Below are 19,748 nucleotides of genomic sequence, written 5' to 3' on the forward strand. Positions count from 1 at the left end.
CGATGTCCTCCTCGGTGCGCATCTCTCTCCTGGTGCTGCTCGTGGCGGCGGTCGCGGTGCTGCCGCTTGTCCATGCCGGCTTCGTCGTCACGCTGATGAATTACATCGGCATCTACACGCTGATCACGCTCGGCCTTGTGCTGCTCACCGGTTGCGGCGGCATCACTTCGTTCGGGCAGGCCGCGTTCGTCGGGCTCGGCGCTTACGCCACCGCCTATCTTTCGACCGCGGCAGGATTCTCGCCCTGGATCGGTCTTCTCGCAGGGATCGTCATCACATCGCTGGTCGCGCTGATCCTCGGCTACATCACGCTGCATCTCGGCGGCCATTATCTGCCGCTGACCACCATCGCCTGGGGCATGGCGATCTATTACAGCTTCGGCAATTTCGAGTTTCTCGGCTCGCATGGCGGCATCGGCGACATCCCGCCCATCTCTCTGTTCGGATATCGCTTCGATGAGCCGCAAAAGCTCTATTACATCATCTGGATATTCTGCGGGGCGGCGCTGCTCGGCGCAGCCAATCTCCTGAAGTCGCGCCAAGGCCGCGCCATCCGTGCGCTGCGTGGCGGCAAGGGCATGTCCGAGAGCCTCGGCATCGACGTGTTCTGGGTGCGATTGTGGGTCTTCATTCTTGCCGCTGCGCTCGCCGGAATCGCCGGCTGGCTCTATGCGCACATGACGCGCTTCGTCAGTCCTGCGCCCTTCGGGCTGAATGCCGGCATCGAATATCTGCTGATGGCCGTGCTCGGCGGTGCGGGCACGATCGCCGGTGCGGTGGTCGGCGCGGCCTCGGTCGCGCTCCTGAAGAACTGGCTGCAGGATCTTCTGCCGCATCTGTCGACCAACGCGGCCAATCTCGAAATCGTGGTTTTCGGCTGCCTGTTCATTCTGCTGCTGCACAAGTCGCGCAGCGGGATCGTGCCGCTGGTGCGGCAATATCTCCCGCAACCCGTGCAGGCCGCGCCTGCGTCAGCCGCATCCGCGGCAGAGCTTCCGAAAAAGCAGCGCCCGGAGAGCGGCTCCCCGCTGCTGCGGATCGAGGGACTGACCAAGCGCTTCGGCGGGCTGGTCGCGGTGGACAATGTCTCCTTCGAGGTGAAGGCCGGCACCATTACCGCGCTGATCGGCCCCAACGGCGCGGGCAAGAGCACGACCTTCAACCTGATCACCGGCGCGCTGCCGTCGAGTTCCGGCAAGGTCACCTTTGCGGGCCATGACCTCTCCGGCATCAAGCCGCATGAGGTGGTGTCGCTCGGCATGGCGCGCACCTTCCAGCATGTGAAGCTGCGTCCGACCATGACGCTGCTCGAAAATGTCATGCTCGGCTGCTACCGGCGCACCCATGCCGGCTTCCTTGCCGGTGCGCTGCGGCTCGATCGCGCGGAGGAGGGCTCGGTGTATCGCGAGGCGATGCGCGAACTCGAACGCGTCGGCCTCGCCGACAAGGCGCATGAACTGGCGGGGAATCTCGCGCTCGGACAGCAGCGCGTGCTGGAAGTGGCGCGTGCACTCGCCGCCGGGCCGCTGCTCATTATGCTCGATGAGCCGGCCGCAGGCTTGCGCAGCCTCGAGAAGAAGGCGCTTGCCGGACTGCTGCGTTCGCTGCGCGCCGATGGAATGTCCATCCTGCTGGTCGAGCACGACATGGAATTCGTGATGAGCCTTGCTGATCGGGTCGTGGTGCTCGAATTCGGCAAGAAACTCGCCGAAGGTTTGCCGGCGGAAATCCAGAACAATCCTGCGGTGCAGGAAGCCTATCTCGGGAGCGTCGAATGACCACGATGCTCGAAGCGAAAGACCTGAGTGTCTCGTACGGAAAGCTGATGGCCGTGAAGGGCGTGAGCTTTGCCGTCGAGGAGGGGAAGATCGCGACCATCATCGGTCCGAACGGCGCCGGCAAGACAACGCTGCTGAAGGCGCTGATCGGGCAACTGCCTGCGACCGGCCATATCTCCTATGAGGGGAGCGATATCGGCCGGGCCGAAGTCGAGGCGCGGGTCGAGCGCGGCATCGTGCTGGTGCCGGAAACGCGTGAACTCTTCACCGACATGGTGGTGGCCGACAATCTACTGCTCGGCGCCTATATCCACCGCCGCAACACGGCGCAGGTGAAGGAAGACACGGACCGCGTCTACGACCTCTTTCCGCGGCTGCGCGAGCGACGCCAACAGCTTGCCGGCACATTGTCCGGCGGCGAGCGGCAGATGCTGGCGCTTGGCCGCGCGTTGATGGGGCGGCCGAAGCTGCTGATGCTCGACGAGCCGAGTCTTGGCCTTGCACCGCTGATCGTGCGCGAGATTTTCCGCATCATCGCGCGGCTGGGCGAGCAGGGCGTCACGATGCTGCTGGTCGAACAGAATGCGCGCGCCGCGCTCGAGACCGCGGATTATGGCTATGTGCTCGAATCAGGAGAACTCGTGCATCAGGGCAAGGCGTCCGATCTGATGCGCGATCCGAAGGTGATGGCGACCTATCTCGGCAAGAGCGCGGGCTAGGCGGAGATTCAACTGCAGGTCTCGTCCCGCGCAAGCCGGGACCGTAATCACAGCTCTGGAATATGGGCCCCCGCTTTCGCGGGGGCGACGGAAAGTATGGGAGTGACACGTGGATTTTTCGTTCACCGAGGAACAGATCCTTCTCCGTGACAGCGTGCGCAAGCTGATGGAGCGCGTTGCGACACCCGACTATGTCGCGCGGGTCGATCGGGAAAAGGCGTATCCACACGAATTATTCGACGCCTGGATCGAGGCCGGCCTTTACGGCCTGCCGTTTCCCGAGGATCTCGGCGGCGCCGGCGGCAGCGTGCTGGATCTTGCGCTGGTATCCGAGGAGATCGGACGAACCAGCGCGGACCTCGTGATGGCCTATGCCGGCGCGCTGTTCTGCGGCTTGACGGTCGCGCGCAAGGGTTCCGACGAGCAGAAGAAGAAATGGATTCCCGCGCTGATCGACGGGCGCATCAAGTTCTCCATCGGCATTTCCGAGCCCGACGCCGGTTCGGACGTCGGCGCCATTCGCACGACTGCGCGCAAGGACGGCAACAACTGGATCCTGAACGGACAAAAGGTCTGGCAGTCTGGCGCGGGCGCCAAGGACAACGTGATCTGCCTTTATGCGCGCACCGACACGGAGGCTCACTATCGGCAGGGCATGTCGCTTTTCCTCGTGGACAACAACCGGCAGGGTGTCTCGATGAAGAAGCTCGACATGCTCGGCCGTTATTGCATGGGCACCTACGAAGTCACGCTGGATAACGTCCGGGTGCCGGAGGATCAGTTGATCGGCGGGGTCAACAAGGGCTGGGATTGCCTGTTGTCAGGCCTGCAGACGGAGCGGATCACGGTCGCGGCGTGCGACGTCGGCTCTGCGCAGGGCGTGGTCGATCTGGCGCTCGCCTATGCCAAGGAGCGCAAGCAATTCGGCCGCCCGATCGGCAACTTCCAGTCGATCGCACATATGCTGGCCGACATGCAGACCGAGGTGGAGGCTGCGCGCTCGCTGATGTATCGCGCGGCCTGGATGGTCGATGCCGGCAAGAACGCCATGAATGAGATCAACATGGCGAAGCTGTTCGCATCGGAGGTCTATGTGAAGGTGGCCAATCTCGGCATGCAGATCTATGGCGGCAACGGCTACAGCATGGAATATCCGATGCAGCGGCATTATCGGGACTCGCGGATTGCGACCGTGGTCGCGGGCACGTCGCAGATCATGCGAAACATGATCGCGGGCGGCATGGGTCTGAAGCCGCAATGATGTCTCACCGTAAGGCGAACGGTGCATCGACTCCCTCCCCCTGTAAGGGGGAGGGTTGGGGAGGGGGCTTGCGATATGACCCCTCTCTCAGGGGGAGGCGGGGAGAGTGCGATGCTTCTCCCAGGCCGCGGTGAATTCGGGCGCAATCTTGCGGATGCGCTCGATATCCATCCGCCCGGTGCGCGAGAGATACGACATCGCGAAGTCGTAAGGCGGTAGCGCCATGTGCGTGCCGAAATTCTCGTACCATTCGGCGCTCGCATTCGCCGCGTTGACCAGCTTGTCGAGGATTGGCTTTCGCTGCGCCTGATAGGCCGCGAGCGCCGCCGGGACGTCGGTCGGATGCTCCGCGATCGCGCGCGCCAGCGCGATCGCGTCCTCCATCGCAAGGCGCGTGCCCGAACCGATCGAGAAATGCGCGGTATGCAGGGCGTCGCCGAGGATTACCCGGTTGCCCACCGACCAGCGCTCGTTGTGGATGATCGGAAATTGCCGCCAGATCGACCCCCGGTTCGCGATCAGCGGGTGTCCATCGAGCGTCTGCGCGAAGACGCGCTCCAGCGCTGCGTGGGCTTCGTCCTCGCTCATGCGGTCGAAGCCGGAATTGAAGAACGTCGATTCGCTGCATTCGACCACGAAGGTGCTCATGGTTTTCGAATAGCGGTAGTGATGCGCGTTGATCGGCCCGGCCGGCGTCTGAAGGAAGGTCTGGCTCAGTGTATCGAACACTTTGGTGGTGCCGAACCAGGCAAAGCGGTTGGTGAGGTAGGAGAGAGTGGTGCCGAAACCGGCCTCGTCCGAGCGGCGCACCAGCGAGGAGACGCCATCGGCGCCGACGATCAGGTCGGCGTCAGTGAATTCCGAAAGGTCGGTGACCGGTCGGTTGAAGGTGACGTCGACGCTTTCGTCGCGCGCCTGTTTCTGCAAGAGGTGGATCAGATGCAGCCGGCCGACGGCGGTGAAGCCGATCCCGTCGAGCATGACGCGCTCGCCGCGATGATGGATTGCGATGCCGCTCCAGCGTTCGAGTTCCGGCGTGATTGCGTTGAAGATCGCCGGATCGTCCTTTTTCAGGAACTCCAGCGCATCCTCGGAGAATACCACGCCGAAGCCAAAGGCGGCGTCCGGCGCATTCTGTTCAACCACCTGTAGCGAATGGCCAAGACCGCTGCGCTTCAGCAGCAGCGACAGGTAGAGCCCGGCCGGGCCACCCCCGACGATCACGATGCGCATGTCAAAATCCTCGGCATTTTGAACGCTTGTCCAAATTGACAAATGACGGAGGCGAAGTCCATACTAATCAGTATGGAAACGGGGTGAAACCCGTGCACACGAGGGAGGCGGCGGGTGACAGACCCCGCGTTTGAGGTCATCGGCGATGTATACCGGCGCAATGCCGCGCGCTACGCCGACAAGCCGGCTTTGGTCATGCCGGACGGTCGTACGCGTTCGTTCGCGGATATGTACGAGCGTGCGACCCGGCTCGGCAATGCACTTTTGGCGCGCGGGCTGAAGCCGGGCGACCGCGTCGGCATCCTGTCGCGCAATCGCATCGAGTATGTGGAAGGCTACGGGGTCAGCGCGGCCGGCCTGATTGCCCTGCCGCTGAACTGGCGCCTGTCGCCGCGCGAATTGCAGATCGTCCTCACGAATGCCGAACCGGCTGCGCTGATTGTCGACCCGTCGTTCTTTCCGGTGATCGAGGAACTGCGCGGCGCGTTGCCGTTTGTGAAAGTCTTCCTCGCGCTCGATGGCGACGCCGACGGCTTCGAGAGCTACGATCGTGTAGTCGCATCGGGTTCTTCCGAACCCGCGGGCATTGCCGTCTCGCCGGAGGCAACCGCTTGCCTTCTCTACACCAGCGGAACCACAGGCATCCCGAAGGGCGCTGAGCTGACGCATCGCGGTCTTCTGCTCAACTGCAGGGCCGCGATCGACGAGATGTTCCATTTCACCGATGCCGACGTGACGCTCGCGCCCATGCCTTTCTTTCATGTTGGCGGCATGTGGTATCACCTGTTTCCGAGCTTTGCGGCCGGCTGCACCACCGTCGTCATGCCGCAATTCGATCCGCAGGGTGTACTCGCGCTGCTGGCGAGGCATCGCGTGACCAACACGCATCTGGTGCCGACCATGATCCATGCGCTGCTCGAACAGCCGAATATCGGATCGTTCGATCTGTCGGCGCTGCGCATGATGTTCTACGCCGCGTCCTCGATGCCGATCGAGACATTGAAGCGCGCGACCGCGACCTTCGCCTGCGATTTCGCGCAGGGCTACGGATCGACGGAGGCGGGGACGGTGACCTGTCTCACGCCCGGCGATCATCGGAAGGCGCGCGCCGGCCGCGAGGATCTGCTGCTCGCGTGCGGGCGCGTGCTGACCGGTATCGAAGTGAAGCTTGCGGTGCCCGATAATGTCGAGGACGCGGATATCGGTGAAATCCTCGTCCGCAGCCCCATGACCATGGCGCGCTACTGGCGCAATCCTGAAGCGACGGCCGCCACCATTCGCGACGGCTGGCTGCATACCGGCGACCTCGGCCGCATCGATGACGAGGGCTACCTGTATATCCTCGATCGCAAGAGCGACATGATCGTCACCGGCGGCGAAAACGTCTATCCGCGCGAGGTGGAGGACATTCTCCTGCAGGACGCGGACATTCTGGAAGTGGCGGTGTTCGATCTGCCGGACGATCGCTGGGTGCAGAAGGTCGTGGCGGCGATCGTTCCGCGCAGCGTTCAGCTCGATCCGGAGGCGCTGCTTGTGCGCGCCAGGCAGAGGCTCGCCGGTTACAAATGCCCCAAGGCGATTTTCGTCACCGACAGCCTGCCGAAGAACGCGGCCGGCAAGGTGCTGCGCAAGGTGTTGCGCGAGACGTATCGCGATCGCGGTGCGGAGCGTTGAAGAAACAAACCAAGGAGAGAACCATGAGCACGACTGGCAAGGTGATCGTCACCATTGCGCCGACCGGCGGAATGGCGTCGAAGCAGCAGAATCCGAATCTGCCGACCCAGCCGCAGGAAATCGCCGACGACGTCTATCGCTGCTACAATGCGGGCGCGAGCCTCGTCGCCGTGCATGCGCGCCGCCCGGACGATCTCGCGACCTGCAATCCGGAAATTTACCGCGACATTAACGCGCGCATTCGCGAGAAGTGCGACATCATCATCAACAATTCCACGGGCGGCGGCATCAACGGCGACATGGTCCGGCAGGGCCCGAACGGCTATCCGGAGATCATCTGGGAGGAACGGCTGAAGGGCATGGAAGCGGGCGCGGAGATGTGCACGCTCGATCCCACCACCATCGTCGCGAACTTTGAGGGCCGCGAGATCCTGATGAACACCTCGCCGGAGCGCTGCAAGTTCCTTGCGAAGGAAATGCAGAAGCGCGGCATCAAGCCGGAATGGGAAGTGTTCTCGCCGACGCATCTTCTGCAGGACGTGCAGGCGTGCCTCGATGCCGGGCTCGATACCAAGCCGTATTTCGTCAACTTCGTGCTGAACGCGCATCGCGGCTTCCAGGGCGCCATGCCCTATACGCCGAAAATCCTGCAGCAGATGGTCGAACTGATGCCTGAGGGCGCGATCTTCAATGTCAGCGCCATCGGCATCGCCCAGCTCAATGCCGCGGTGCAGTCGCTTCTGCTCGGCGGCCATGTGCGGGTCGGCCTGGAAGACAATCTCTACTATTCCAAGGGGCGGCTTGCGAACAATGTCGAGTTGGTCGAGCGCATCGTGCGCATCATCCGCGAGTTCGGGCTGGAGCCGGCTACGCCCGCGGAAGCGCGCGAGATCATCGGTCTGCCGCAGCTCAAGGTGAAGAGCGCCGCATAACAGTTCGATCGTCTTCATTCGTCATGGCCGGGCAACCACGGCCATGACGAATCATTTACGCTTTGCGTGCACCCTTGCGGTGACGCACGCATCGAGCCCATGCCCTTCGTCTACATCCTCGGCGCCAGAACCCCGCGCGGCCCGATCTCCTATGTCGGCTGGACGCTCGATCTCGAGCGCAGGCTCGCGCAGCACAATGCGGGGAAGGGCGCCCGCACGACGCGCGGACGTTCCTGGTCGCTGCTGCATTCGGAAAGCTTTGAGACGAAAGAGGCCGCGATGAGCCGCGAATGGCATCTCAAGCGCGACCGCAAATTCCGCAAGCTCGTGCTCGCGGCGTTGATCAATCCGCCGCCGCGTCGGGGAAAGCGTGCTCGATCAGCCGTTTCTGTATCGCCGTAAGGTGCGCGCGCATCGCAGCTTCCGCCTGCGGCGCATTGCGATCGGCGATCGCGATTGCAATCTTGCGATGGTCCGCGGCGTAGACGGCCTGATTGTTGATGCAATGGCCCGTCTCGCGACCATGCCGCCACGTGCTGTCCAGAGCGGTTTCCAGCAACGCATCGAAAATCGCGCTCAGCAACGGATTGCGTGCCGCCGCGGACACGCGTCGGTGAAATGCTGCGTCCGCTTTCTCGTAGGACAACGGATCTCTTGCATCGCGACTGGCATCGGCGGCTTCGAACAACCGGTCGATATCGCCCTGTGTCGCGCGCAATGCAGCGAGCCGAGCCTGCATCGGCTCGAGCGCAAGCCGCGCTTCCAGCGTGTCGCCGGGATTGGTCAGCCGCGACATCTCGTGCACCAGGCTTTCGGTGGCATGACGTGCATCGGTGGCGAACGTGCCGCGTCCGTGTTGTCGGCTGATGCGGCCTTCCGCTTCTAGGATACCGAGCGCCTGTCGCAACACGCGGCGGCTGACGCCAAGCTCCTCCGCGAGTTCGCGTTCGGAGGGAAGCCGCCCGTCACCAAGCCGGCCGGGACCGCGCAAGCGGCCGCCATCGATAATTGCGCGAATGCGTTCGGCCGCCTCGCGATAATGCAACTTGGCGTCAGTGCGTCGCGAGCTTCTGCGCGCAACGGAATGCATGACGCCGCCCTGAGATACGTCGGCCACCCGTGGGCTCCGTGTCATTCACTGGTTCGCTTGAAGTATACCAGTGCGTACCATTTCCGCAAACTGGTGCGATTTCCGTGATTGACGGCTGAACCAGCTTTGTTAGCTTTTTGCCAGATCAATTGAAATCTCGGCGGAGAACTGACCCCATGACCCCTCCCGCAAACGTGCACCGCCTGCCAAATCGCGACACTGCGCTGAAGGCGCTTTATGAAGATGTCGCAGCGAAAAACATGTTCCCCTACTGGGCGCAGAACAAGGACGTCGCGAACGACGAGGACCGCGTCCTGATGGCGCCGCAGAAGGCCGTCCCGTACCTCTGGCGCTGCGCGGAAGACATTGAACCAATTCTGGACCGCGCCGTCGAACTGATCAAGATGGAGGACTCCGAGCGCCGCTCACTGGTCCTGATGAATCCGGGCCTTGCGCCCAAGCGCGCGACCGTTTCGACGATGTACACCGCGTACCGTCTGAACGACGCGAACGAGATCATGCCCCCGCACAAGCACTCGCCGAACGCGATCCGGTTCGGCCTGAAGGGCAAGGGCAACTTCACCGGCGTCGATGGCGAGAACATCGTGTTTGGCCCCGGCGACATGGTGCTGACGCCGAACGACACCTGGCACAATCACGGCACGGTAGGTGACGAGCAGGCGCTGAACCTGTCGGTTCTCGACTTCCCGCTGGTCGAGACGCTGAACGCCGTGCACTTCGACCATAATTACATGGAAGAAGAGAACGGCAAGATGGTCCACAAGAAGCAGCAGAGCGAGCGCTTCACGCCGGACTATTCGCAGCGCATCTATGGCTATGGCGGGCTGATGCCGCGATTTGCCAGCAAGGAGAAGCGCGGCGCGGGCTATTCGTCGCCGATGTTCGTCTATCGCTGGGACATGATGCGCGAGCTGCTCGAGCGTCACAAGGACTGGGACGGCGATCCCTATGAAGCCCTGATGGCCGAGTATATCGACCCGACCTCCGGCAAGCCGGTGTTCAAGACGATGACCTTCTTCGCGCAGATGCTGCGCCCCGGCGAGAAGACGCTGCCGCTGCGGCAGACCGCGAACCTCCTGGTTTCGCCGTTCGAAGGGCGGGGCTATTCGATCGTGGACGGCCAGCGCTTCGACTGGAAGCAGTTCGACACGCTTGCGGTTCCCGGCGGTTCCTGGTGCCAGCACGTCAACACGTCCGACAAGGAGCCGGTCACGATGTTCGTCGCTAGCGACGAGCCGGTGCTCAAGGCGCTTGACCTGTACAAGAAGTGGGGCCGCGACAAGAACGACGCGGTGGTCTCGCTGGCTTAAGGGCCTTTCGTTTTCATGGCCCCGCCGATAAAAGGCGGGGCCATTTCGCGTATTTCGAGGTGAGTTGTGCTGTCGCGTTCCAACACCACGCTGGTTTCGCATTTCGACTGTCCCGGCGGCGGCCAGGTCTGGGTCGAAAACGGAATCATGTATGTCGGACATCAACGTCCGACATCCGGCACGACGATCGTCGACGTCTCCGATCCCGCCAATCCGAAGCATCTCGCGACCATCGATGTCCCGGAGGGCTGGCATTCGCACAAGGTGCGGGTGTCGAACGGGATCATGGTGGTGAACCACGAGAAGTTCGGAAAATCCGGCCCGAACGACATCGGCGGCGGCCTTGGGATCTACGACGTATCGAAGCCGTCGCAGCCGAAGCTGATCACCAGGTGGCTCACCAAGGGCGGTGGCGTACACCGCTTCGATTTCGACGGCCGCTACGCCTATATCTCTCCGACGGTCGAAGGCTATGTCGGCAATATCTGCATGATCCTCGATCTCGCCGATCCGGCGAAGCCGCAGGAAGTGGGGCGCTGGTGGATTCCCGGCCAGTGGACCGCGGGAGGCGAGCAATATCCCTGGGATCAATGGGTTCCGCCGCGTTGCCACCATCCGCTGCGTGTCGGCGACCGGCTTTATGTCAGCTACTGGCACCACGGCTTCTTCATCCTCGACATTTCCGACATGTCGAAGCCGAAGGCGATTTCCGGCGTGAATACTTCGCCGGTCTATCCGCATCCGACGCACACCTGCCTTCGCATTCCGCAGAAGCTGCGTGGCCGCGACATCCTGATCGTTGCCGACGAGGACGTCGCGAAACTCTGGCCGGCGGCGCCGAGCTTTGCCTGGGTGTATGACATCACCAATGAACAGATGCCGGTCTCGATTTCGACCTGGCAGGTGCCTGGGCTTGATGTCGACGGTGCGCCGCAGCCGCCGATGACCGGCTGCCATCAGCCGTCCGAGCGCTTCCACGGCACCATCATTCCGTTCGCATGGTTCGCGCAGGGACTTCGGTTGGTCGATTTCGCCGATCCATTCGCGCCGCGCGAGGTCGGCTATTACATGCCCGACGCGGCGCCCGGCGCGGACCGCCCGTCCTCGAACGATGTGACCGTCGACGACCGCGGGCTCATCTATCTGGTCGATCGTGTGAACGGCGTCGACATAATCGAGACCAGCGCCTTTTCGTAAGACGGCTCAAGAAGGCTAAAGCCATGGACGACGTGACCAAACAGAAGCGCGCCGATGTGTATCCGATCGGCAAGAAGAACCCGAACCTGCCGTTCCATCCGGCGGTGCGCGCCGGCGATTACATCTTCGTGTCGGGGCAGGTGGCGAAAGACGCCGACAACAACATGATCCACGGGTCGATCGAGGAAGAGACTCGCGCGACCATCGAAACCATCGAGCGGATCATCGCACAGGAGGGCGCGACGCTCGCCGATGTGGTGCGCGCCACGACCTATCTGCAGGATACCCGTGACTTCGGGCGCTACAACAAGGTATTCGGCGAGATGTTCAAGGACGCGATTCTGGCCCGCACTACGGTCGAAGCGCGCGCCGTCATCAACACCAAGATCGAAATCGAGTGCATCGTCTACAAGCCGCTGAAGAAGTGAGCCCGCGGCACGCACGCGAACTGAAAAAGGAGACTCAATCGTGATCAGATTGCTCGGCCGTTCAACCTCCGGCAACGTGCAGAAAGTGCTCTTCGTGCTGGAAGAGATCGGCGTGAAATACACCCGTGAGGATTACGGGCGGCAATTCAACAACACGCAGACTCCGGAATACAAGAAGCTCAACCCTAACTCGAAGGTGCCGACGCTGATCGACGGCGAAACCGTGATCTGGGAGAGCCACACCATTCTTCGCTATCTCGCGGCGTTGCATAAGCCGGAGCTCACGGGATCGACGCCCGCCGAGAAGACCTATGTCGAGCGCTGGATGGACTGGCTGCTGGCTTCGCTCAACACGCCGTATGTCGCCGTGTTCAAGGATTCAAAGAACGAGCCGGAGAAGCGCGCTGCGGATTTCGCCGCGCAATGCGCCGACCTCATTGCCCAGCTCAAGATCCTGGAAGGCCATATCGCCGGCAAGTCGTTCTTCGCGCTGGATCGCCTGACGCTCGCCGACATTGCGCTCGCATCCATCGTCAAGCGCTGCCTCGAGTTCCCGATCGAGAAGCCGGAATTCCTGGAACTGACTCGCTGGATCAAGTCGATGGAAGCCCGTCCGGCCTTCGCGGTCGCGATCGGCGCCAAGCCGTCGGCGCTCAACACGGCCGCTTAAGGCTATGACGATCGAGGACAAGGCCGCGTCACCGTCTGAAGCAGGGGCGGGCCTTGCCAGCTTCGCGCTTTCTGCGGTGCGAGCGCTGCTCGGCGTTGTGCTGATCGGCCTTGTTCTGCTCAACGTCATCAATGCCGTGGCTCGCGCCATCGGTGAGGTCGTGATCGGCGTCGACGAGGTGCTGGTCTTCGGCATGATCTGGATGGTGATGATCGGTATGATGCTGGTCACCGCCGATCGTAGCCATATCGCGCTGGAGATCCTCACCGCTCGGGTCGGCCCGCGCGCAGTCAACATTCTCTCGATCATCACGCATGCGGTCATGGCTGCATCGTGCGGCTATGCCGCCGTGCAGTCCTTCGGCTTCGTTCAGCGCATTGTCGCGAGCGGGCAGACGAGCATGGCGCTCGGGATGCCGATGGTGATCCCGCATTCTGCGCTCCTGGTCGGGTTCGCGGGCACGGCGGTCATCGCTGCCATGATCGTGGTCAGCGATGTCCGTCAACTTTCCCATAGCCGCGGCGGTCGCGCATGATCTGGACGCTCGGAGCGATACCCGTCACGCTGCTGGTGATTGGTACGCCGATCTTCGTTTTGCTGCTGACCGGGGCGATCCTCACCTTCGTTTCGTTCATGACGGTGTCGCCGGTCGCGATCCATCAGATCATGTTCGGCGGGCTCGAGAATTACGCGCTGCTTGCGATCCCGTTCTTCATTTTCGCCGGCGAGTTAATGGGGGCGGCCGGCATTGCCGACCGGCTCATCGTCTGGGTGCTGGCGCTGATCGGCCGCATGCCGGGATCGCTCGGGGTTGCGACTGTCGGGGCATCGACCCTGATCGGTGCGATCTCCGGTGCAAGCGTTGCGACCGTCGCCGCCGTCGGCAAGTCGATCTATCCCGGGCTGATCCGCGACGGCTACGGGCAACGCTTCTCGTCGGGTCTCGTCAGTTCGAGCGGGGCGATCGACATCCTGATCCCGCCGAGCATTGCCATGATCCTCTATGGCGCGTCGGCCGAGCAGTCGATCCCTAAGCTGTTCGCCGCAGGTGTGCTGCCGGGTCTTTTGATGGCCTCGATGATGGCAGCGTTCGTGATTGTGCGGGCGTTGCAGATGAACATCCCCCGTTCCGGGAAGTTCGATCTGCGGCTCTTCCTGAGCACGAGCTGGCGTGCCGCGCCGGCCCTGTTCATGCCGGCCTTCGTGCTGGGGATCATCTATTTCGGATATTCGTCGCCCACCGAAGCCGGCGGATTCGCTTGTCTCTACGCCATCATCGTTGGCCGCTACATCTACCGTTCGATGTCCTGGCAGGACGTGCTCGACGCCGCCGCCCGTTCGGCGATGCTGACCGCCCAGATCCTCGTCATTGTCGCGACCGCCGCGCTGTTCTCCTGGATTCTCACCATCAGCGGCATTCCGCGGGCTCTCACGGAATGGCTGCAGGCGCTGCAGCTCTCGCAGTGGGGCTTCCTGATGGCGATCAACATTATCCTTCTGATCGTCGGCTGCTTCCTCGATCCAACATCGGCGATCCTGGTGCTGACGCCGCTTCTGATCCCGCTGGTGAAGACCGTCGGCGTCGATCCGATCCATTTCGGCATCATCATGTGCACTAATGTCGCGATCGGCATGTTCACGCCGCCCTTCGGCCTGAACATTTTCGTTGCGCGCACCGTGCTCGGTGTTCCGCTGGAAACGATCTATCGTGGCGTCCTGCCTTTTGCCGTTGTGCAGATCACGGCGCTGCTCATCATCACCTACTGGCCGGACCTGTCGTTAATTCTCACCCGTGCGATCTGAATCTGGGAGGACTACATGTACGTGACACGACACAGTCTATTCGCCGCGGCGATTGCCGCTGCGTTCGCTGTCTTGCCCGCCTCGGCGCAGGAAATGAAGCTGGCGAGCGCCACCATCAACGACGGCCAGCACGAATGGCAGAAGCTGTTCGTCGAGGGCGTCAAGGCGCGCATCGGCGACAAGCTGAAGATGGGGATCTATCCGGCGAGCCAGCTCGGCGCGATCCCGCGCATGGCGGAAGGCGTGTCGCTCGGCACGATCGAATCCTTCATCACGCCGACGTCGTTCGTGACCAATCTCGACCCGCGCTTCCAGATCTTTGAAGTGCCGGGTCTGTTCCGGTCGCCGCAGCACCAGTATGCGACCATCCAGGATCCGGCCTATCGCGATCACCTGGAGACCATGTTCCTCGACAAGGGTCTGCGCGTGATCGGCGCGATCTACAATTCGCCGACCGTTATCCTGTTGAAGACGCCAGCTCCGAAGATCGCGGATATGAAGGGCAAGAAGGTGCGCACCTTCGCGTCGCCGCTGCAGGTCGAGCCGATGAAGTCGATCGGCGTGATTCCGACGCCGCTCGCGCTGTCGGAAGTGATCCCGCAGCTGCAGTCCGGCGGCCTCGACGGCATGCTGGCCGGCATGCCGATCCTGACCGCGTTCAAGTATTACGATGTCGCGAAATACGTCACCGACCTGGAGTTTTCCTACATCCTGTCGATCGCGCTCGTGAACGAGAACTGGTTCAAGTCGCAGCCGAAGGACGTGCAGGATGCGATCCGCGCCGCGGGCCGCGAAGCCGAGCAGAAGGCCTTCCCGTGGGTGCTCGACAACAACAAGAAGGCGACTGACCTCTGGGTCGCCAACAAGGGCGAGATCCTGAAGCTGCCGGCTGCCGAGCAGGACAAGATGATGAAGGACTTCGTCGCCATCGGGACCAAGGTCGTCGACGCCAATCCGGTCGTGAAGAAAGAATTCGACATCCTGAAGAAGGTCGTCGACGCCAAGGCGCCGAAGTAAACGGCGTGTCATGCGCGGGCTTAGACCCGCGCATCCATCCGTTTTGAATGATGGATGGCCGGGGCAAGCCCGGCCATGACGGACAAGCGACATGACCACCTCTGAATTCGATTACATCATCGTCGGCGCCGGCTCCGCGGGTTGCACGCTCGCAGCCCGGCTGACCGAGGATGCAAATACGCGCGTGCTTTTGCTCGAGGCCGGGCCCTGGGACAGCGGCTTCTGGCTGAAGATCCCGCTCGGCTGGGGCAAGGTCTACAAGGAACGCCTGTTCGACTGGCACTACGACACCGAGCCCGAGCCCTATGCCGGCAAGCGCAAGATGGAAGTCGCGCGCGGCAAGGTGATCGGCGGCTCGTCCTCCACCAATGCGATGGCCTATGTGCGCGGCAATCGCGGCGACTTCGACCGCTGGGCGCGGAACGGCGCGCGGGGCTGGTCGTATGCCGACGCGCTTCCCTATTTCAAGAAGCAGGAGAGCTGGGAAGGCGGCGAGAGCGAATATCGCGGCGGCTCGGGTCCCTTGACCACGCGGCGTTCCCGCTACGCCGATCCGCTGGTCGATGCGTATCTCGAGGCGGCCGCGCAGGCCGGCCATCCGTTCAATCCGGACTATAACGCGGCGGATCAGTATGGCTTCTCGCGCATGCAGGCGACGATCCGCAACGGACGCCGCTGCAGCACATCGGTCGCCTATCTGCGTCCGGCACTGTCGCGCAGCAATCTGACCGTCGAGGTCAATGCGCAGTCGTCGCGCGTCTTGCTCGAAGGATCGCGTGCGACCGGCGTCGAATACCGCCAGGGCGGCGAGACGAAGACGGCGCGCGCCGCGAAGGAAGTGCTGGTCTGTGGCGGCACCATCAATTCACCGCAGCTGCTGATGCTGTCCGGCATCGGTGCGCCGGATGAACTCGCCGCGCACGGCATTCCGGTCAAGATCGCGCTGCCCGGAGTCGGCAAGAACCTTCAGGATCACGTCGCCGCGCTGATCGTCTACGGCCGCAATGGCGGCGGGCCGGTGCAGAAGAATTTGCGGCTTGACCGCATCGCCCTGGCGATGGCGCAGGGTGCGATGTTCGGCACCGGCTTCACAACCGATCTGCCGGGAGGCCTCATCGGCTTCCTCAAGACGCCGCATGCCAAAGACCTGCCGGACACGCAGCTTCTGTTCATCGCCGGTCCGCTGGGCGCCGCGCCCTATATGCCGCCGTTCAAGGCCGCGTTCGAGGACACCTTTGCCTGCCGCATCGTGGTGCTGCGGCCGGAAAGCCGAGGTTCGATCTCTCTCGCATCCGCCGATCCGTTTGCGCATCCGCGCATTCTGCAGAACCTGCTTTCGACCGACGGCGACTGGCAGACGCTGAAAAGCGCGATTTCCATGTTCGACGAGATCGCACGGCAGCCAGCACTGAAGCCGTTCATCGCGCGCCACATCATGCCGGGTGCGAACGTCAAGAGCGACGCCGAATTCGAGACTTTCATCCGCAATACGGTGGTCACGACGCATCATCCCTGCGGCACCTGCAAGATGGGCTCCGACGGCGATGAGACGGCCGTGGTCGATCCCACATTGAAGGTGAGGGGCGCGGAGAACCTGCGCGTGATCGATGCCTCTGTTTTCCCGGACATCATCGGCGCCAACATCAACGCCGCGACGATCATGATCGCCGAGCGGGCGGCCGATCTGATCCGGGGGCGGGCGTAGCCCTCTCTGTCCCGCACCCGCTTGCGGGGAGGGGGCGAGACGCCGATGGCGTCGAGCCGGGAGGGGCAGCTGCGCAATGCGGCGTCGAAACGGCCCCCACCCCGATCTCCTTCGCGTTCGCTCAGTCGATCGACCCTCCCCCGTAAACGGAGGAGGGAGAAAGCGCGTCGCCCTCGCGTTCAGACCCCCTTGCCCAAACCACAACCTGTCGTTATCTTCTCTTTTTGAAGCCACTCACTCCGGCGCTGCCGGAAGAGGGCTTTTTGCTTTTGTGGGGCAAGCTCATGTCCACGAACAGGGACGGTCATATCCGTCTCACATCGCATCCCGGCCATCGGACGCCGGGCCGTTTCCCGATCCGCTGGGGCGCACCGACCGCGCGCGAACGCGGGCCCGTGATCGGCACCGTCAATGCAGGACCGGACCGCAACGCCATCGGCGCGCATGGTGGCTCCTATGCATTGTACCGGGCGCTCGCGGTCTCCTCCGGGGCGCTCAATCCGATCGCGCGTCCGGACTTGTCCGACACCATGCCGGTCGTCGATATCGGACCATTCCCGCAATGGGCCGAGCCGGCGCGGATCGTCTCGCTGGACCCGTGGGGCCATCGCGTCGCCGCGGACTTCAGGGAGGAGATCGCGGAGGGCGTCGATATCCGGCCCAGCATCGCGATCACGAAGGCGCGTCTGACATTGCCGGAGCTCGATCGCTTCTTCGACCAGGGCTTCATCAAGGTCGACGGCGAGATGGTGCACAGCGCGCGTGACGTCGCGGTCACCAAGGCGGCCATCGATCCGGTCTGGTATCTGCCCGGCATCGCCGAACGTTTCGGCACGACCGAGGATAAGCTGCGCCGCACCTTGTTCGAGCAGACCGGCGGCATGTATCCGGAGCTCGTGACGCGCCCGGATCTGTCGGTATTTCTGCCGCCGATCGGGGGGATCACGCTTTACATTTTCGGCGATTCGGCGGCGCTTGCCGATCCGAAGCGGCGGCTTGCCTGCCGTGTACATGACGAGTGCAACGGCTCCGACGTTTTCGGTTCGGATATCTGCACCTGCCGGCCATATCTCATTCACGGTATCGCCGAATGCATTCGCGAAGCGCAGCAGGGCGGCGTCGGCCTCATCGTCTATAACCGCAAGGAAGGCCGTGCGCTCGGCGAGGTGACGAAATTCCTCGTCTACAACGCACGCAAGCGTCAACCCGGCGGCGATCAGGCTGCGACCTATTTCGAGCGCACCGAATGTGTCGCGGGCGTTCAGGATGCGCGCTTCCAGCAGTTGATGCCGGATGTGCTGCAATGGCTCGGTATCACCAAGATCGATCGCTTCGTCTCGATGTCGAACATGAAGTACGACGCGATTGTCGGCTCCGGCATCGACATCGTCGAGCGCATCCCGATCCCGGACGACATGATTCCGGATGACGCCAAGGTCGAGATGGAGGCCAAGAAGGCCGCTGGCTATTTCACGCCGGAAGGCGCACCGACCGAAGATGAGCTGAAGGCGACGGTCGGCCGCAATCTCCGGGATTTCTGAGCATCCCATGTCCGAAACCAACAGCACGTCATGGCCGGGCTTGACCCGGCCATCCACGCGCTTTTTTCCGAAGCAAGACGTGGATGTTCGCGACGAGCGCGGGCATGACAAAGCGGTTAACCCAATGGCCTCCCGGTGAACTGTCGAATGTCAAGCGCCGATGCCATGCTCACCGCCCAAGCCGTCCGCGAACGCGCCCATGGCATGATGGCAGCGGCCGAGCGCGGCGAGCTTGCGAATTTCACGCTGCATCTCGACAAGCTGAATGACACCGCGACCTTCGTCGCGCAGGTGATCCGTGAAAATTATCCGTCGCTGCAGGTGCCGCTGCATGCGCGCTGGCGGCATTTCCGGCTTTCGGGCACTGACCTGTGGCCGCAGCTTAGGGCCGCGCGTCGATGGGCGAACCCGGCAGAGGAAGCCCGTGCGGCCTTCGACCTGGCGATCGTTTCAGTGCTGCTTGACGCCGGTGCAGGACCGGACTGGCGCTATCGCGACGGTGTGACCGGACTGCAGGTCGCCCGATCCGAAGGGCTGGCGATCGCAAGCCTGCGCATGTTCGAGGCCGGATACTTCTCGGCCGATCCGGTCGATCCGTTGAGGGCCGACGCCAGCGAACTGGCGTCGTTCACCGCGGACGATCTCGCGCGCGGTTTTCAGGTCGGCGAAGGCAATCCGCTCACGGGTCTCGAGGGCCGGGCGGCGTTGATCGCACGGCTTGGCAGCGCCGTGCTGGATCAGCCAGCGGCCTTTGCCATGGAGGATCGCGCACGGCCGGGCGGCCTGTTCGATCATCTTGTGTCGCGTGCGAACGGTGCGGCGTTGCCTGCGCCCGAGATCCTGCGTGCCGTGCTGCATCACCTCGGCCCGATCTGGCCGGGCCGCATCTCGCTGGACGGCGTTTCGCTTGGGGACACCTGGCGGCATCCGGCAATCGTCCGCAGCGACGAAACCAACGGCCTGATCCCATTCCACAAGCTGTCGCAATGGCTGACCTATTCTCTGGTCGAGCCGGTGCAGGATGGCGGCGTATCGGTGAACGATCTCGACGGCCTGACCGGACTTGCGGAATACCGCAACGGCGGGCTGTTTATCGACGCCGGCGTGATCGCGCTGCGCGATCCGGACGCGGCCGGGCAGGGCCATGAGGTCTGGTCAGAGTTGGTGGTCGAATGGCGTGCGCTCACGGTCGCGCTGCTCGACAGGATCGCGCCGCTGGTCCGGCATGAGCTTCAGCTTGACGCGGCCAACTTCCCGCTCGGGGCGGTGCTCGAGGGCGGCACCTGGGCGGCCGGACGACGTCTCGCCAATGCCAGGCGTCCGGGCGGGGCACCACCGATTCATGTTATCAGCGACGGCACTGTGTTTT

General features: G+C 63.1%; 18 protein-coding genes. 16 read left to right on the forward strand and 2 right to left on the reverse strand.

All coding sequences use genetic code 11. The annotated features are described in order from the left end of the window. The first annotated feature begins 2 nt into the window (after window positions 1-2). The 3 genes from VNZ93_RS03025 (at window position 3) to VNZ93_RS03035 (ending at window position 3,758) form a co-directional block, all read left to right on the forward strand. On the forward strand, window positions 3-1,778 hold the full coding sequence (locus VNZ93_RS03025; protein ID WP_325699891.1) for a branched-chain amino acid ABC transporter ATP-binding protein/permease: 1,776 nt from the start codon (window positions 3-5) through the stop codon (window positions 1,776-1,778). Continuing rightward, complete coding sequence (locus tag VNZ93_RS03030) at window positions 1,775-2,497, forward strand: ABC transporter ATP-binding protein (protein ID WP_325699894.1); 723 nt, start codon at window positions 1,775-1,777, stop codon at window positions 2,495-2,497. Before VNZ93_RS03025 ends, VNZ93_RS03030 begins: the two co-directional genes overlap by 4 nt. Before the next feature lie 109 nt (window positions 2,498-2,606). Next, on the forward strand, window positions 2,607-3,758 hold the full coding sequence (locus tag VNZ93_RS03035; protein ID WP_325699897.1) for an acyl-CoA dehydrogenase family protein: 1,152 nt from the start codon (window positions 2,607-2,609) through the stop codon (window positions 3,756-3,758). 87 nt (window positions 3,759-3,845) lie between these two features. Here the strand turns inward: VNZ93_RS03035 and VNZ93_RS03040 are convergent, their stop codons facing one another. Continuing rightward, window positions 3,846-4,991 carry an FAD-dependent monooxygenase gene (locus tag VNZ93_RS03040; RefSeq protein ID WP_325699900.1) on the reverse strand — a complete coding sequence of 382 codons (1,146 nt, stop codon included), beginning with the start codon at window positions 4,989-4,991 and terminating at the stop codon, window positions 3,846-3,848. Between the two features lie 114 nt (window positions 4,992-5,105). On the opposite strand from VNZ93_RS03040, the gene VNZ93_RS03045 reads away from it, so the two are divergent. The 3 genes from VNZ93_RS03045 to VNZ93_RS03055 all read left to right on the forward strand — a co-directional run bounded on the left by VNZ93_RS03045 (window position 5,106) and on the right by VNZ93_RS03055 (window position 7,999). Further along, entirely contained in the window at window positions 5,106-6,665 is a 1,560-nt protein-coding gene (locus VNZ93_RS03045; protein ID WP_325699903.1) for a class I adenylate-forming enzyme family protein, read from the forward strand. A gap of 23 nt (window positions 6,666-6,688) precedes the next feature. Then, complete coding sequence (locus tag VNZ93_RS03050; protein WP_325699906.1) at window positions 6,689-7,597, forward strand: 3-keto-5-aminohexanoate cleavage protein; 909 nt, start codon at window positions 6,689-6,691, stop codon at window positions 7,595-7,597. Window positions 7,598-7,696: 99 nt separating this feature from the next. Continuing rightward, a complete protein-coding gene (locus tag VNZ93_RS03055; RefSeq protein WP_325699908.1) occupies window positions 7,697-7,999 on the forward strand; it encodes a GIY-YIG nuclease family protein in 303 nt (100 codons plus the stop codon). Here VNZ93_RS03055 and VNZ93_RS03060 read toward each other — a convergent pair. Next, the gene (locus tag VNZ93_RS03060; RefSeq protein WP_325699911.1) at window positions 7,941-8,714 is read right to left on the reverse strand and encodes a FadR/GntR family transcriptional regulator; all 774 of its coding nucleotides are present in this window, start codon (window positions 8,712-8,714) and stop codon (window positions 7,941-7,943) included. The two genes, VNZ93_RS03055 and VNZ93_RS03060, sit on opposite strands and share 59 nt — an antisense overlap. Before the next feature lie 149 nt (window positions 8,715-8,863). Here VNZ93_RS03060 and VNZ93_RS03065 point away from each other — a divergent pair, with 149 nt between their 5' ends. The 10 genes from VNZ93_RS03065 to VNZ93_RS03110 form a co-directional block, all read left to right on the forward strand. After that, complete coding sequence (locus VNZ93_RS03065) at window positions 8,864-10,018, forward strand: cupin domain-containing protein (RefSeq protein ID WP_325699914.1); 1,155 nt, start codon at window positions 8,864-8,866, stop codon at window positions 10,016-10,018. Between the two features lie 66 nt (window positions 10,019-10,084). Then, entirely contained in the window at window positions 10,085-11,215 is a 1,131-nt protein-coding gene (locus tag VNZ93_RS03070; protein WP_325699917.1) for a hypothetical protein, read from the forward strand. A gap of 23 nt (window positions 11,216-11,238) precedes the next feature. Continuing rightward, window positions 11,239-11,643: a RidA family protein gene (locus VNZ93_RS03075; protein ID WP_325699920.1), complete on the forward strand. Its 405-nt coding sequence runs from the start codon at window positions 11,239-11,241 to the stop codon at window positions 11,641-11,643. Window positions 11,644-11,683: 40 nt separating this feature from the next. Then, on the forward strand, window positions 11,684-12,313 hold the full coding sequence (locus VNZ93_RS03080) for a glutathione S-transferase family protein (RefSeq protein ID WP_325699922.1): 630 nt from the start codon (window positions 11,684-11,686) through the stop codon (window positions 12,311-12,313). A gap of 4 nt (window positions 12,314-12,317) precedes the next feature. Further along, complete coding sequence (locus tag VNZ93_RS03085; RefSeq protein WP_325699925.1) at window positions 12,318-12,848, forward strand: TRAP transporter small permease; 531 nt, start codon at window positions 12,318-12,320, stop codon at window positions 12,846-12,848. Continuing rightward, a complete protein-coding gene (locus VNZ93_RS03090; protein ID WP_325699928.1) occupies window positions 12,845-14,116 on the forward strand; it encodes a TRAP transporter large permease in 1,272 nt (423 codons plus the stop codon). Before VNZ93_RS03085 ends, VNZ93_RS03090 begins: the two co-directional genes overlap by 4 nt. 15 nt (window positions 14,117-14,131) lie before the next feature. Continuing rightward, complete coding sequence (locus VNZ93_RS03095; RefSeq protein WP_325699931.1) at window positions 14,132-15,133, forward strand: TRAP transporter substrate-binding protein; 1,002 nt, start codon at window positions 14,132-14,134, stop codon at window positions 15,131-15,133. A gap of 91 nt (window positions 15,134-15,224) precedes the next feature. Then, on the forward strand, window positions 15,225-16,838 hold the full coding sequence (locus VNZ93_RS03100) for a GMC family oxidoreductase (protein WP_325699935.1): 1,614 nt from the start codon (window positions 15,225-15,227) through the stop codon (window positions 16,836-16,838). Between the two features lie 284 nt (window positions 16,839-17,122). After that, window positions 17,123-18,379, forward strand: coding sequence for a GTP cyclohydrolase II (locus tag VNZ93_RS03105; protein WP_325699939.1), 1,257 nt, complete (start codon window positions 17,123-17,125; stop codon window positions 18,377-18,379). A 147-nt stretch (window positions 18,380-18,526) separates the two neighbouring features. Then, a partial coding sequence (locus VNZ93_RS03110) for a URC4/urg3 family protein (protein ID WP_325699942.1) occupies window positions 18,527-19,748 on the forward strand: 1,222 nt, incomplete at its 3' end.

Origin of the sequence: Pseudorhodoplanes sp. (assembly GCF_035565795.1) — a bacterium.
Lineage (GTDB): Bacteria > Pseudomonadota > Alphaproteobacteria > Rhizobiales > Xanthobacteraceae > Pseudorhodoplanes.